We start from the raw sequence: 13,525 nt of genomic DNA, 5'->3' as shown, positions 1-13,525 counted from the left end.
CCGTAGATCAAAGCACTTTGGCTTCGGCCTTCAGCTTCTCGACCAGCGTCTTCACGTCGGCCACCTTCACACCAGCCGAGCGCTTCGGCGGCTCGCTGACCTTTAGCGTCCTCAGACGCGGCGTGACATCGACGCCCAGGTCTTCGGGCTTCACGGTTTCGAGTGGCTTCTTCTTCGCCTTCATGATGTTCGGCAGCGTCACGTAGCGCGGTTCGTTCAGGCGCAGATCGGTCGTGATGACGGCGGGCAGCTTCAGCGACAGCGTTTCCGCGCCGCCATCCACCTCACGCGACACAGTCGCCTTGCCGTCCGCCACGACAACCTTCGATGCAAACGTCGCCTGTGGCAAACCAGCCAAAGCAGCCAGCATCTGGCCCGTCTGGTTCGAGTCATCGTCGATGGCCTGTTTGCCGAGAATGACCAGTTGCGGCTGTTCCTTGTCGACCATCGCTTTCAAAAGCTTCGCGACAGCCAGCGGCTGCAGATCTTCGTTCGATTCGATCAGGATCGCACGATCCGCGCCGATCGCCAGCGCCGTGCGCAGCGTTTCCTGACATTGCGCGACGCCCGCCGACACAGCGACCACTTCCGTCGCCACGCCCGTTTCCTTCAGGCGCACGGCTTCTTCAACGGCGATTTCGTCGAACGGATTCATCGACATCTTCACGCTCGCAATATCGACACCCGTGTTGTCCGATTTCACGCGGACTTTCACGCTGAAGTCGACAACCCGCTTTACGGGAACTAACACTTTCATTTGATTTCCTTTTCTTCCAGTTCAATGACAAGCCCATTCGGCGCTGCGCTTCTGGAGGAATGCGTCGACGCCCTCGCGTCCTTCCGCGGACGCACGCACGCGCGCGATGAGTGCGGCCGTATCTGCGATCAGGCCGGTTTCGATAGGCCGGTTCGACACCTGGTCAATCAGCGCCTTGCTTTGCGCCAGCGCGGCGGGGCCGGCCATACACAGCGACGAAGCAAACTCGTCGATCGCCGAATCAATCTCGTCGAGTTCACGAACCTCGTGAACAAACCCAATCCGATGGGCTTCGGCCGCAGAAAGGCGCTCCGCCGTCAGCATGTATCGACGTGCCGCCTGAACGCCGAGCGCTTGCACCACATATGGCGAAATCGTTGCGGGCACGAGCCCGATCCTGACTTCCGAGAGGCAGAATTCCGCACGCTTCGCCGCCACCACCATGTCGCACGCCGCGGCGAGGCCCATCCCACCGGCATACGCGGCACCGTGCACACGTGCGACCGTCGGCTTCGGACACTGGTATAGCGTCCGAAGCATGGTCGCCAGACGCATTGCATCGGCCTCGTTCTCGCGTTTGCCATACGTCGCCATGCGCTGCATCCACTGCAGGTCGGCACCTGCACAGAACGCCTTGCCGCGACCTGCCAACACGACGACCCGGATATCGCTGTTCGCGCCGAGCGCGGTCAAACTCTCGTCGAGTTCCGCAATCACGGTCTCATTGAGTGCGTTGCGCACCTCCGGACGGTTCAGCCAGATAGTTGCGACCCGGTCGCGGGTTACCACTTCGATGGTTCTATAGCTCATGATTCGGTCTCAGTAGGATTTCGGCAGCCCCAATGCCTTCTCGGCAATGAAGCACAAGATCAGTTGCGGGCTGACGGGCGCAAGGCGCGGAATCCAGGCTTCGCGCATGTATCGTTCGACGTGATATTCCTTCGCGTATCCCATGCCGCCGTGCGTGAGGATCGCGTTCTGGCAAGCGTCGAAGCAGGCTTCCCCGGCGAGAAATTTCGCGGCGTTAGCTTCGGCGGCGCAGCTCCTGTGAGCGTCGTATCGCGACGCGGCCTTCAGCACCATCAGGTTCGCTGCTTCAAGCTCGATCCACGAGCGCGCGAGCGGATGCTGGATGCCCTGGTTCTTGCCGATCGGACGGTCGAACACAACGCGTTCGTTCGCATACTGCGCCGCCCGCTGAAGAGCGGCACGGCCGAGTCCCACCGCTTCGGAAGCGATCAGGATGCGCTCGGGATTCATGCCGTGCAGGATGTACTCGAATCCCTTGCCTTCCTCGCCGATCCGGTCGGCGACCGGGATGATCAGTTCATCGATGAACACCTGGTTCGAATCGACGCACTTGCGGCCCATCTTCTCGATTTCCCGAACCTCGATGCGAGAACGATCGAGATCGGTATAGAAAAGCGACAGGCCGTGTGTCCCACTCGCTTCCTCGATCGGGGTCGTGCGCGCCAGCAGCAATATCTTGTTGGCCACCTGCGCGGTGGAGATCCACACCTTTTGACCGGACACGACATAGTGGTCGCCGCGCCGCGTCGCTCGTGTCTTGAGCTTGAGCGTGTTCAGGCCGGTGTTCGGTTCCGTCACCGCAAAGCAGGCCTTGTCCCTGCCTTCGATGAGTGGCGGCAACCAGCGCTGCTTCTGCTCGTCCGTGCCGAACACGACGACAGGGTGCAAGCCGAAGATGTTCATATGGACGGCTGATGCGCCAGACAGGCCGGCACCCGTCGCCGAGATGGTCTGCATCATCAGTGCTGCTTCCGTGATGCCAAGCCCGGCGCCGCCATACTCTTGCGGCATCGCGATGCCGAGCCAACCGGCTTCGGCCAGCGCGCGATGAAAATCTTCGGGGAATCCGCCTTCACGGTCCTTGCGCAGCCAGTAGTCGGCGTCGAAGGGGGCACACACGCGCAGAACTGCGTCGCAGATCTGTTCCTGATCTTCATTCAGTTCGAAGTTCATTTCTGTTCCTGTGATTCAGCAAACGCCAAGGTCCTGGTTGAGGTCGGCTCTCCCGTCACTCCGGAGGCCTGAAGCTCGGCAATCTGTGCGGCTGAGTAGCCCAGTTCCTCGAGCACCTCGATCGAGTGCTCGCCAAGGCGTGGCGACGGTGACGCATCGGGGCACGCGCTGCGCGACCATGCCGTCGGATTGCCGGGGGTGCGCAAGCATCCCTCCGTCGGATGCTCAACTCGCTTGATGAATCCCACCGCGTTCAGGTGCGGATCGTCCAGCAGGTCGAGCGGCGTATTCATCGGCATGTTGGGAATATCCGCGGCGTCGAGCAGTTGCCGCCACTCGCCCGTCGTGCGCGTACGCATCAGCTGGGCCACCTGCGCATAGATCTCGTCGATGTGCTGCGCCCGATTCGTGTGATTCGAGAAACGGGTGTCGCGCTCGAAACGTTCACTCTGGCCGATTGCAGCGAAGAAGGCTTTCCAGTGCTTGTCGTTGTAGATCAGCACGCAAAGATGCCCATCCTTCGTCTCGTAGGGTCGACGATGTGCTGTGAGCAGCCTGGCGTAACCGGGGTCGCCGTTCGACGGATCGAAGCTGAGCCCTCCAAGGTGGTCACCGAGTACGAACTGCGCCATGGCCTCGAACATCGGCACCACGATCGACTGTCCGATGCCCGAGCGTTCGCGCTCGTACAGCGCAGCAGTCACTGCATAGACGGCATGCAAGCCGGTCACGCGGTCCGCCAGTGTCACGGGCGCATAGCAAGGCGTGTCGGCGCCATACTGGCTCATCAGCCAGGGCAACCCTGTCGCGCCCTGTATCAGGTCGTCATACGCAGACCTGGCGGCATACGGACCGTCCTGCCCGAAGCCGCAGCACGACACGTGGATCAGGCGCGGGTTGTGTGCGCGCACCGACTCGTAGTCGAGGCCGAGACGCGCCAGCGCCTTGGGGCGAATGTTCGAGATCAGTACATCGCAGCCATCGATCAGCCTCATCATCGCTTCGTGCGCCGCTGGCTGCTTGAGATCCAGCACGACGCTGCGTTTGCCCTGGTTGGCGTGCACGAAGATGTGCCCCATGCCCGCGTGATTCATCGGCCCGACATGACGCATGTTGTCGCCTTCGGGGGACTCGATCTTGATGACATCGGCACCGAGCGCCGCGAGGATCTGGGTGGCGAATGGGCCCATGATCACCGTGGTGAGGTCGAGAATCCTGATGCCGGCGAGCGGACCGCCGCGCCCGGTCTTCATGGCCTGATCCCCCGTTCGATGCATTGCTGGGTGATGGAACTGCATGTCATGGACGCTCTCCTTTGCTCGCGTCGTTTCCGGCTGCCTTGGCTCAAGGTGCGGGAAGCGTCTTGAAGCGTTGATGGGGTTTCGATGAACTGCAGTGTGGGATAGCTGGTAAGATTCGTCCAATATGGAATTTGTCGTTTTTAATATTATTCTTGTCTCACCATGATTCCTGGCCGCCTGCTCAACCAGTTCATTGCCGTCGCCGAAGAGATGCACTTCGGGCGCGCCGCCGCGCGGCTGCACATGGCACAGCCTCCCCTCAGTCAGGCGATCAAGAATCTGGAAGAAATGGTCGGGGTGCAACTTTTCGCCCGCTCGAAACACGCTGTTGCGCTGACACCGGCTGGGAGAGCATTCCTGGACGAAGCACGGGAGTTGATCGCGCAAGGACAGCGGGCGATCGATATCGCCCGGCGCGCAAGCGAAGGGCTCACGGGCAGAATCGCGATTGGTTTTATGGGATCGGTGAGCTATGAGCTACTGCCGCGAATCCTGCGCGAGTTCCGGACCCGGTTCCCGGCGATTCACGTGGATCTGCGCGAACAAACCTCGGTGGAACAGATAGAGAGCCTGCACGCCGGCAAGCTCGATCTCGGCCTTGTCCGGGTGCCACTCGTCAACGCGGCCGACCTCAACATGCGCACCATCGAGGTCGAGCGTTTCATCGCGGTCCTGCCGCGAGATCATCGGCTTGCGGCTTCCCGATCATTGCGCCTGGAGGACCTCGCGGAAGCGCCTTTCATGATTTTTCCGGCGGACAAGAGTCCGAGCCTCCACGCAAAATTTCTGCTGGCCTGCGACGATGCCGGGTTCAGCCCACGGATTGCCCACGAGGCGTGGCAAATGGCGAGTATGGTCAGTCTGGTGGCTGCAGGGATGGGGGTAGCGTTGCTGCCCGCTCAGGTGCGAAACAGCCCGCATCCGGGAGTGGTGTACAAGGATCTCGAGAACGATTCCGAGCACCTCGAACTCAAGATTGCCGCGGCGTGGCGTGGTGACAATCTTTCCGCCGGCGTGCATTCGTTGCTTTCCGTTCTGGAAGAGCACTGATTAACGGTCGCCTCCGGGGTTGCCCAGGTAGGAGAATTCAATCGTCTGGTTGCGAATTGGTTCGAGTGCGATCGAACTCTGACTTCACTCTTCCCCCTTTGCTGTGCGAGCGCACGTCCCGTTTCGGCTGGGTTTGTCAAGGCAAACCTCGCCAGATCGACTTAATCGTGGCAAAAACACAATCCGTATTTTTTTGCTCAAAATAGTCCGCAAACGATTGCTTATACTCTCTGCACCTCGTTGTCCGAAGCGCATGGTATGCCGCAGGAATGGCTCGTATATCTTCAGCGACTTAGCTGGAACTCCCCGATTGCTTCGGCGTTGGCGTCAAGCGCGATCGGTTCCGTCATCACGCTCGCATGGATCTATGCAAGAGATGTCCGGGAATACAGGTCCCAACGACGCGATACTGCGCTAGAACTGGCGCTGTCGCTGGAGAGCTATGCCCGAACATGCCGGACGATGATGCATAAAGCCGCCTGGGCGGCGGCGGTGCCGACCGGCTCGATGAACCGTGAAGCGATCACGACCGTGTCCGTCGCGGCCTTTGCCTATCCAGACAAGCTTCGATGGAACGTCCTGAGCCGCAAAGTCGTTTCTGAACTACGCGAGTATCCGGCCGCGGTGCACGCCACTCGAGAGTATGTGGAAGCGTTCCGGGAATTCGGCGAGCCCACCGACCTTTGCGGTCTGGTTCAATACGAATGTGCAAAGACTGCAATGGCTGCGCTAGCACTTGCCCGGACCACGCGCCGACGGCACGGCGCCGCAACGTGGAAACCTGGCGCCAAGGATTCAGCCATGGAGCGTGAACTGTCTGACTTCATCAAGCACGCTGAGGAAGAACGCAAGACGTCGCTTCAGCGTCGAGCGGAGTCCGTGACCAGTCGGCGAGCTGACGTACCGGGACTCAACGAGGCGTTAAACACCTGACACCATCATCTTCTGTCCGCGTCCGAAACGACCGCGGACCATAGCACTGTTCAGGACGCGCTGGTCACGAGCGTCACGTACAACGAAAGAGACGCGGATATCTGCCTTCAACTATCCAGCGCCGCGCAATTTACCATTCGCGCAAGAGCGCCGGGGCACCGATCTCCAAACGTTGGTGAGCGCGTGCTGGTGAGCGTCGATAGCGACGTGATCGCCTGTCCGCATCGATAACGTGTCGCCACTCTTACATTGCGTCATCCGCCACCAGTCGACAGCGTATCGCTCTACGTCTCCCGAACGTCCACGCATTGTGGAGACCATTTCCTTAACACGCGCTTAAGCGCGTCAGGCGCATAGCTTTAAGCGTGTCTTAAGCGCCCGCTCCGGACAATCCAGCGACTTTCGTAAGCAATCTGCACACGAGCGCCCTATTGTCCAGGAGCACACCTTGTCCGTTCATTCTGCCATCCGCTACGCACGCGAACACACGCGTTCACGGCGAGAGCGCTTCGCCATACTACTGGGCACCTGCACCCTTTCCCTCTCAGGCTGCGCGTGGTACCACAGCGACCCGCTCTCCCCATCTTCGACAAGTACATCAGCCACGCAGGTTGAACGCATCCAGATCGATACATCGCGCATGCCATTGCCGGAGCTCGCATCGCATCGCTTCGACCCATCCGATGGTTTTGATATCGAAGAAGTCGCGATGCTCGCGGTAGCAAACAATCCTGCCTTGAAGCTCGCGCGGGACGATCTCCATATCGCCTGCGCACAGGCATATTCCGCGGGCCTTTTGCCTGATCCGCAATTGAGCATTTCGAGCGACTATCCGGGCCAGCTCGGCACAACACGCGCGTTCAACTATGGCATCAGCATGGACGTGATGGCGATCGTCACGCGCAGCGCGAACCGGCAATCGGCCGATGCCACCGTCGCCAAAACTGACCTGGGCTTGCTCTGGCAGGAATGGCAGACCGTAGCGCAAGCCAAGCAACTCTTCATCAAATCGCGCTTTCAGCAGGAGACGTTGCCACTTTTGCAGCAGCAGCGCGACCTGACTCGCGTACGTTACGAGAGGATGGCCCAGGCGCAACACGACGGCAATCTGACGGAGGACGCCACGACTGCCGCACTCACTGCCTACTCGGATGCAAACCGTCAGTACACAGACGCACAACGTGCTGCACAGCAGACGCATCACGATCTGAACGCGCTGCTCGGGCTCGCACAGGACGTGCAACTTCCGTTGACAGGCGAGGACAGCGACGTCGCGATCGAGGACGCAGCGATCGACGAAGCTCTGCGGGCCTTACCCGAACGTCGCCCGGATTTGCTCGCGCTTAAGGCGGGCTACGAGGCGCAGGAACAGAAATATCGCGCAGCGATCATCAGCCAGTTCCCAAGCCTGTCTGTCGGATTCGTGCGCGCGCGTGACACTTCCAACATCTACACCAGCGGATTCCAGATCAACCTGAGCCTGCCGATCTTCAACCGCAACCAGGGCAACGTAGCAATCGAGCGTGCGACTCGGCAGCGTCTGCGCGACGAGTATCAGGATCGACTGAACACGGCCTACGCAGACGTCGCGCAGCTGCGTGCCGACACTGCAATTCTCTCCCACCAGTTGCAAACCACCAGGCAGGCGCTTCCGGATGTCGACGGTGCCGCACGGCACGCTGCTGACGCTTACATGCAGCACGACCTCGCACTCGGCGCCTATGTTGACGCACAGAGCGCAGCAGTCACCAAACGTCTTGACGCCGCGACGCTACGGGAGTCGCTTGCCGAACAGCGTGTCGGCTTACAGGCGCTGCTTGGTAGCACGATCCCCGACGCCTTCTCATCCGCACGAACCTTTACTGAAGCCCATGCGAAATAACCGCACGCCCCTATTCCGACACACCGCAGTCGGATCCATCGCAGTTGCCATGGCTCTCGTCTGCATGCATGCGAGTGCGGACGATGCGCCTGTCACTACGGTTCAGACAGTTACGCCCGCCCGCGGCGTGATCGCGCGCCCGGTGCATGCATACGGCGTGGTCGCCGCCTCGGCGTCCAATGTATCGACCATAGATTTGCCTTACATAGCGCGCATAGAGCAGATGCGTGTGCAGGCCGGTCAGGCCGTTTCGCGCGGCACGCCGCTCTTTGTGGTTCTGGCCGATCCTGCGGCTGTCGTCGCGGCCGCACAGGCGAAAAGCGCCGCACAGCTCGCAAAGGATGAACTTGCCCGCACGCAATCGCTCTACGAGAAGTCACTCGCAACGCAATCGCAGCTCGCCACCGCCCGCAAAGCCGCCCTCGACGCCGCGCAGGCACTGGAGGCGCAACTGCAACTCGGCATCGGAAACAGCAGCGGACGCAAAACAATCGTAGCGCCGCACGATGGTGTCGTCACGCAAGTATCGGCGGCCCAGGGCGATCAGGTACAAGCAGGCGCGCCCGTCCTTCAGCTATCGTCGGAAACGCGTGGCGACAATGCAAGGCCTAACGTCACACTGGGCGTCGAGCCTTCTGATGCGGCAGGTATTCGTGCCGGCGACGTCATCACCGTCAGCGGTCTGTCGACCGCGCTTCAGACAGCGCATGTGAGCGGCCGCATCACGATGGTCGGTGCGTCTGTCGATTCGCAAAGCCAGCTCGTGAATATCGGCGCCAGCGTGCCATTTGGGCAAAGTGCCTTCATTCCGGGTACGCGCGTAAAGGCCGACATCGCAACTCAATCGGGCACGCACTGGATCGTTCCTCGCAGCGCCGTCCTGACCGACGCACACGGCGACTTCGTATATCAAACCGGCAGCGACAACCGGGCGCATCGGGTGAACGTCAAGACTGTCGTCGAAGACAGCGACCGCTATGGTGTCGATGGCGCTCTCGACGCGACACGGCCGCTCGTCGTCGTCGGAAACTATGAGTTACATGACGGCGCACAGATCCGGATGGGTGGCGCGAGCCAGCCTGCAGCACAGACACCAGACCAGGGAACATCGCGATGAACTTTGGTCAATGGATGCAAAGGCATCGCCGTTCCTTGCTGTTCGTCGTCGGGTTACTCGCCATTGCGGGCGCACTCACCGCGTTTCGCATGCCGATTTCCCTGTTTCCGAACGTAGCGTTCCCCCGCGCGGTTGTTTCGCTGGATGCGGGCGACCGTCCGGCCGAACAGATGACGACCCTCGTCACGATGCCCGTAGAGGAAGCCCTGCGACGAGTGCCGAACGTGCGCGACGTCGAGTCGAAAACGAGCCGTGGCGCCGCAGAAATATCGATCAATTTCGATTGGGGTACGGACATGTCGCAGGCGACGCTACAGGCACAATCGGCCATCAGCGAAATCCTTGCGACGCTGCCGCAGGGCACCACGATGCAGGTGCGCCGCATGGACCCCACGGTGTTCCCTGTGCTCGCCTATAGCCTCACCTCGCAGCAGCAGTCTCAAACTGCATTGCGCGATCTCGCGCAATTTCAGTTGCGTCCCCTGCTGTCGTCGGTTGAAGGCGTGGCGCGAGTCGACGTAATGGGCGGCGCACAGGACGAGTTTGAAGTTGCCATCGATTCCGCGCGTCTCGCGGCATACAAACTATCACTCGCCGACGTGTCCAAGGCAATCGGCGCGAGCAATGTGCTGATGGCGACGGGTCGTATCGAAGATCACTACAAGCTTTATCTGGTCATCGCGAACTCGACAATCACGCGCATCGCCGAACTGAAGCACGTAGTGGTTTCGTCTGCTGGTTCTACTCAGGTTCTGCTCGGTGACGTTGCCACAGTACAGCAGGGCGTTGTGCCTCAGTGGATGCGCGTGACAGCCGACGGCAAGGACGCCGTACTCGTCAACATCTATCAGCAACCCGGCGCGAACAGCGTCGCGATGGCGCGCGCCATACATACGAAGCTTGCGGATTTTCAGCATAAAATCCCCGCCGGCGTTCACCTCGCCAACTGGTACGACCAAAGCGAACTGGTGGTCGCATCTGCGTCAAGCGTGCGCGATGCGATCATGATCGGTGTCGTGCTCGCCGCGATCACGCTGTTCGTATTTCTGCGTAACTGGAAGATAACGGCCATCGCAGTCGCGCTAGTGCCTGTTGTCATGGCCGCGACGATCCTCCTGCTCGATGTGTTTGGCATGGGCTTCAACATCATGACACTAGGTGGCATGGCTGCCGCCGTCGGTCTGGTCATCGACGATGCAATCGTCATGATCGAGCACATCGTTCGACGCATGCGCGAGGCTGGCGCGCAAGGGTTTCATGGTCGCGTGATGGCGGCAGCCCTGGAATTCACCCGGCCGCTCGCGGGCTCCTCTGCTGCAACGTTGATCATCTTTGTGCCGCTCGCGTTTCTTTCCGGCGTGACGGGGGCTTTCTTCAAGGCCCTTTCCGTGACGATGGCGAGCGCGCTACTCATTTCATTCATCATCACATGGCTGGCCGTCCCGATTCTGTGCGATCGATGGCTCAAGGCGAAGGATGCGGAAGAACATAAGGAAACGCGGCTCGCCACCTGGATGAACAGTCGCTATGCGTATCTGATCGTACATGTGACTTCGAAACCCTTGCTCGTCCTCGTCGGCGTCGTGCCTCTTGTTGCCGTTGCCGCGTTCGCGTTCACGCAGGTCGGCAGCGGATTCATGCCAACCATGGACGAAGGCGGCTTTGTGCTCGACTATCACACCGCGCCTGGCACATCGGTGGCCGAGACAGACCGGTTGATGCAACAGATCGAAGTCATCGTGCAGGCCAATCCGAATGTCTCCACGTATTCGCGTCGCACAGGTGCGGGCTTGGGCGGCGACCTCAACGAACCGAATCGCGGAGATTTCTTCGTGCGTCTCAAGTCCGGCAATCGCGAGCCGATAGAGACCGTCATGGAGGAAATCCGATCACAGATCGAGCGCCAGGTCCCCGGCGTAAGCGTCGAACTCGCCCAGCTGATGGAGGATCTGATTGGCGATCTGACTGCTGTGCCGCAGCCTGTTCAGATAAAGATCTACTCCGACGATCAGGTCACACTCGACAGCACCGCGCGCAAGGTCGCGGCGCGCATCGGCAAAATTCCCGGGATTGTCGATGTGAACGATGGCATCAATCCCGCCGGTGATGCGCTGGAACTGCGTATCCGTCCTGACGCGGCGGCAGCTGAAGGAATGGACGTACAGTCCGTTGCGCAGGCCGTTTCCGACATGGTGCAAGGCAGCGTCGCGACACAATTCCAGACGGGACCGAAAACCATCGGCGTGCGTGTACGTGTCGCCGATGCGCTGAGTCTCACCGACACGCAACTCGGCCAGTTGCTCGTGCGGGCGCCAGACGGTCATCTGTTTCCTGTTGCACGCGTGGCTGACATGGTCAAGGTCACGGGTCAGCCTGAGATCAGCCGCGACAATCTGAAGCGCATGGTCGCCGTGACGGCACGTATCGACGGGCGTGATCTGGGCTCTACCGTCGCGGAAGTCCAGAAAGCACTTGGAGCACCTCAATTGTTGCCTTCGAGCGTCTACTACGAACTGGGCGGTCTGTATCAGCAGCAGCAAATTGCCTTCAAGGGTCTGCTTACTGTGTTCGGCGCGGCCGTCGCGCTCGTTTTCGGTCTGCTGCTTTTTCTTTACGAGCGCTTTCGGGTCGCGCTCGCGGTGATGGCGATGCCACTGCTCGCGACGGGCGCTGTATTTATTGGGTTGTGGCTCACGGGGATCGAACTGAACATCTCCGCGATGATGGGCATGACGATGATCATCGGCATCGTAACGGAGGTTGCCATCTTCTACGTGTCGGAGTTGCAAGGTCTCGTGCGCGATGACGGCTTGCCGTTCGAGCGCGCGCTTATCGATGCAGGCAGGAACCGTCTGCGCCCCATCGCCATGACGACCATCGCTGCGATCCTTGCACTGCTGCCGCTTGCCTTCGCATTGGGACAAGGCTCGGCAATGCAACAGCCGCTCGCGATTGCCATCATCTCCGGACTCATCGTGCAGTTCCCGCTTGTGCTGTTGCTGTTGCCCGTACTGCTGCAGGTTCTGATGAAGCAGCGATCAGGGCGAAGCACCTGAAACAGGGATGTATACGAAACCGTTCGAATCGCACGCTTAAGAGTCCCCTAAGCGATAGACCGTTAAGCTTGCCTTGTCTCGGCGGCATACCAGCCACGCAGGTGGTTGAATTGCGGGCATCGACGGTACATCAATACGTTCGATCGCTTGCCACGACTGCCTTTATGAGGCCCGGCTATCATGCCGGGCCCGTTTTTTATGTGCGGCAAGCGAGCGATTTCGATGCCGCCAGTTTTACACTTCTACGTCGTTACTGGTAAAAGTTGAGCGTCAGCATCGCTGAGCGACCGGGTGCCCACATCGCGTAGATCGGATAAGCCGTCGAGTCGTATTCACGATCGAAGCGTGAATTTTGACCGCGCCACCGTGGTCGAAAATCTGCTACGAGCGTCGCAGAGCGTTCAGACGTGCAAACTCCGTCGGCCTCACAAAGGAGCGATAAAGCTCGCCAACGGTACCGAACGCGAATGCTGGTTTCAAGGTCGCGCCGGGGAGTGCACCCGAAAGCCAGTCGTACGCGTTCATGTCGCGCTGCTGGCAATGAATCGCGTCTGTGAGTAGAAGAAGCGCTTTGTGTGCCGAATGTTCGCCCAGGTCGATAAACAATCTTTCGAACGAGTCACCGGGATATCCAGTAACGCGAGATTCAGATGAGCGCTCGGTCAAATCATTCTCCTGTACAGGGTGGCCAGCTTATCAAGTCGACATGATGCAGCAACGAGCTCGGTGCAATTCTGCTAGCGGCGCCGACGACGCTAGCCTTTCAAATCCTTCGACAGACTCTCACGCGTGTTTTGCACGCCCATGACATCCAACCACTTAAACGTACGACATTCGCGACATCACTGACGGATCAGTTTATCCGCTACACCCGATCCCAATCGGCGATCGGGTGATATGGACCCGAACATTTCAATGCACGGTTTGGATGCTGCTGATGGGCCCATCGTCGTCTTCGTCGGATGAGGCTTGATCGAGGATCGCGCACCGGAAGTCCAATTTGACGCGAAGGATGGCGGATTCGATGCGTGCATCGCCGCGATGCCCGCTCAGTCGAGCATTGATCGCCTCCTCGACAGCAAGAATCGCCTGCTCGACGCTCTCCGGATCATCGCTATCGAACCCGATCTCGACCTCAATGCTCTCCAGCAGGTTCAACGCCGTTGCAATGTCCTCGGATGCAACGAATAACGTCTCGGCATTTTCTCTCATCTACCCTCCCCGTTGGGTTGACTGGCGTCTTCAAACCGGTGCGAGTTGCACGACCATCGTTGCATATCCAGAGCAAACCTGCAGGGCGACGAAGGCAAGCGTTGGGTTCAAAACAACGGATGGCTTGCTAGCCGCAGCAAAGCGGATAGAATTGAAAGTTCCAGCGTTGTCGGTCCCTGGTCATTGCGTTAGGCGCCCGCAGTTCCGAATCTGTCGTGAAACGCTCAGTAACAC

General features: G+C 59.9%; 11 protein-coding genes. 5 read left to right on the top strand and 6 right to left on the bottom strand.

What is annotated here, in order from left to right; genetic code table 11:
• Positions 1–7: 7 nt before the first annotated feature.
• The 4 genes from H1204_RS29185 to H1204_RS29170 are packed head-to-tail and all read right to left on the bottom strand — an operon-like array spanning position 8 to position 3,993.
• Positions 8–757, bottom strand: a complete 750-nt coding sequence (locus H1204_RS29185; protein ID WP_180731923.1) for an electron transfer flavoprotein subunit beta/FixA family protein — start codon at positions 755–757, stop codon at positions 8–10.
• Between the two features lie 21 nt (positions 758–778).
• Positions 779–1,567, bottom strand: a complete 789-nt coding sequence (locus H1204_RS29180; protein WP_180731922.1) for an enoyl-CoA hydratase/isomerase family protein — start codon at positions 1,565–1,567, stop codon at positions 779–781.
• Between the two features lie 9 nt (positions 1,568–1,576).
• Positions 1,577–2,740 carry an acyl-CoA dehydrogenase family protein gene (locus H1204_RS29175; protein ID WP_180731921.1) on the bottom strand — a complete coding sequence of 388 codons (1,164 nt, stop codon included), beginning with the start codon at positions 2,738–2,740 and terminating at the stop codon, positions 1,577–1,579.
• Complete coding sequence (locus tag H1204_RS29170; protein ID WP_243468698.1) at positions 2,737–3,993, bottom strand: CoA transferase; 1,257 nt, start codon at positions 3,991–3,993, stop codon at positions 2,737–2,739. Before H1204_RS29170 ends, H1204_RS29175 begins: the two co-directional genes overlap by 4 nt.
• 210 nt (positions 3,994–4,203) lie before the next feature.
• On the opposite strand from H1204_RS29170, the gene H1204_RS29165 reads away from it, so the two are divergent.
• From H1204_RS29165 to H1204_RS29145, 5 genes are all read left to right on the top strand, one after another.
• Positions 4,204–5,091, top strand: coding sequence for a LysR family transcriptional regulator (locus H1204_RS29165; protein ID WP_180731920.1), 888 nt, complete (start codon positions 4,204–4,206; stop codon positions 5,089–5,091).
• Between the two features lie 258 nt (positions 5,092–5,349).
• Positions 5,350–6,024: a hypothetical protein gene (locus tag H1204_RS29160; protein WP_180731919.1), complete on the top strand. Its 675-nt coding sequence runs from the start codon at positions 5,350–5,352 to the stop codon at positions 6,022–6,024.
• A gap of 640 nt (positions 6,025–6,664) precedes the next feature.
• Positions 6,665–7,906, top strand: a complete 1,242-nt coding sequence (locus H1204_RS29155; protein WP_346015753.1) for a TolC family protein — start codon at positions 6,665–6,667, stop codon at positions 7,904–7,906.
• A 49-nt stretch (positions 7,907–7,955) separates the two neighbouring features.
• Positions 7,956–9,023 carry an efflux RND transporter periplasmic adaptor subunit gene (locus H1204_RS29150; RefSeq protein WP_243468697.1) on the top strand — a complete coding sequence of 356 codons (1,068 nt, stop codon included), beginning with the start codon at positions 7,956–7,958 and terminating at the stop codon, positions 9,021–9,023.
• Positions 9,020–12,079 (top strand): efflux RND transporter permease subunit, encoded by a 3,060-nt coding sequence (locus H1204_RS29145; protein ID WP_180731917.1) that lies wholly within the window; start codon positions 9,020–9,022, stop codon positions 12,077–12,079. The genes H1204_RS29150 and H1204_RS29145 overlap by 4 nt, the downstream gene beginning before the upstream one ends.
• A gap of 381 nt (positions 12,080–12,460) precedes the next feature.
• Here H1204_RS29145 and H1204_RS29140 read toward each other — a convergent pair whose 3' ends face one another.
• Together H1204_RS29140 and H1204_RS29135 are read right to left on the bottom strand one after the other, a co-directional pair.
• Positions 12,461–12,745, bottom strand: a complete 285-nt coding sequence (locus H1204_RS29140) for a hypothetical protein (RefSeq protein ID WP_042304718.1) — start codon at positions 12,743–12,745, stop codon at positions 12,461–12,463.
• Positions 12,746–12,991: 246 nt separating this feature from the next.
• Complete coding sequence (locus tag H1204_RS29135) at positions 12,992–13,291, bottom strand: hypothetical protein (RefSeq protein WP_180731916.1); 300 nt, start codon at positions 13,289–13,291, stop codon at positions 12,992–12,994.
• Between the last annotated feature and the right edge of the window lie 234 nt (positions 13,292–13,525).

This window comes from Paraburkholderia sp. PGU19, assembly GCF_013426915.1.
In the GTDB taxonomy this organism is placed as follows: Bacteria; Pseudomonadota; Gammaproteobacteria; order Burkholderiales; family Burkholderiaceae; genus Paraburkholderia.
This window is presented reverse-complemented; position numbering and strand designations above follow the sequence as displayed.

Coding starts and splice junctions, on each gene's coding strand:
- H1204_RS29185 (WP_180731923.1), bottom strand. CDS start 757: ATGAAAGTGTTAGTTCCCGTAAAGCGGGTTGTCGACTTCAGCGTGAAA.
- H1204_RS29180 (WP_180731922.1), bottom strand. CDS start 1,567: ATGAGCTATAGAACCATCGAAGTGGTAACCCGCGACCGGGTCGCAACT.
- H1204_RS29175 (WP_180731921.1), bottom strand. CDS start 2,740: ATGAACTTCGAACTGAATGAAGATCAGGAACAGATCTGCGACGCAGTT.
- H1204_RS29170 (WP_243468698.1), bottom strand. CDS start 3,993: ATGAAGACCGGGCGCGGCGGTCCGCTCGCCGGCATCAGGATTCTCGAC.
- H1204_RS29165 (WP_180731920.1), top strand. CDS start 4,204: ATGATTCCTGGCCGCCTGCTCAACCAGTTCATTGCCGTCGCCGAAGAG.
- H1204_RS29160 (WP_180731919.1), top strand. CDS start 5,350: ATGCCGCAGGAATGGCTCGTATATCTTCAGCGACTTAGCTGGAACTCC.
- H1204_RS29155 (WP_346015753.1), top strand. CDS start 6,665: ATGCCATTGCCGGAGCTCGCATCGCATCGCTTCGACCCATCCGATGGT.
- H1204_RS29150 (WP_243468697.1), top strand. CDS start 7,956: ATGGCTCTCGTCTGCATGCATGCGAGTGCGGACGATGCGCCTGTCACT.
- H1204_RS29145 (WP_180731917.1), top strand. CDS start 9,020: ATGAACTTTGGTCAATGGATGCAAAGGCATCGCCGTTCCTTGCTGTTC.
- H1204_RS29135 (WP_180731916.1), bottom strand. CDS start 13,291: ATGAGAGAAAATGCCGAGACGTTATTCGTTGCATCCGAGGACATTGCA.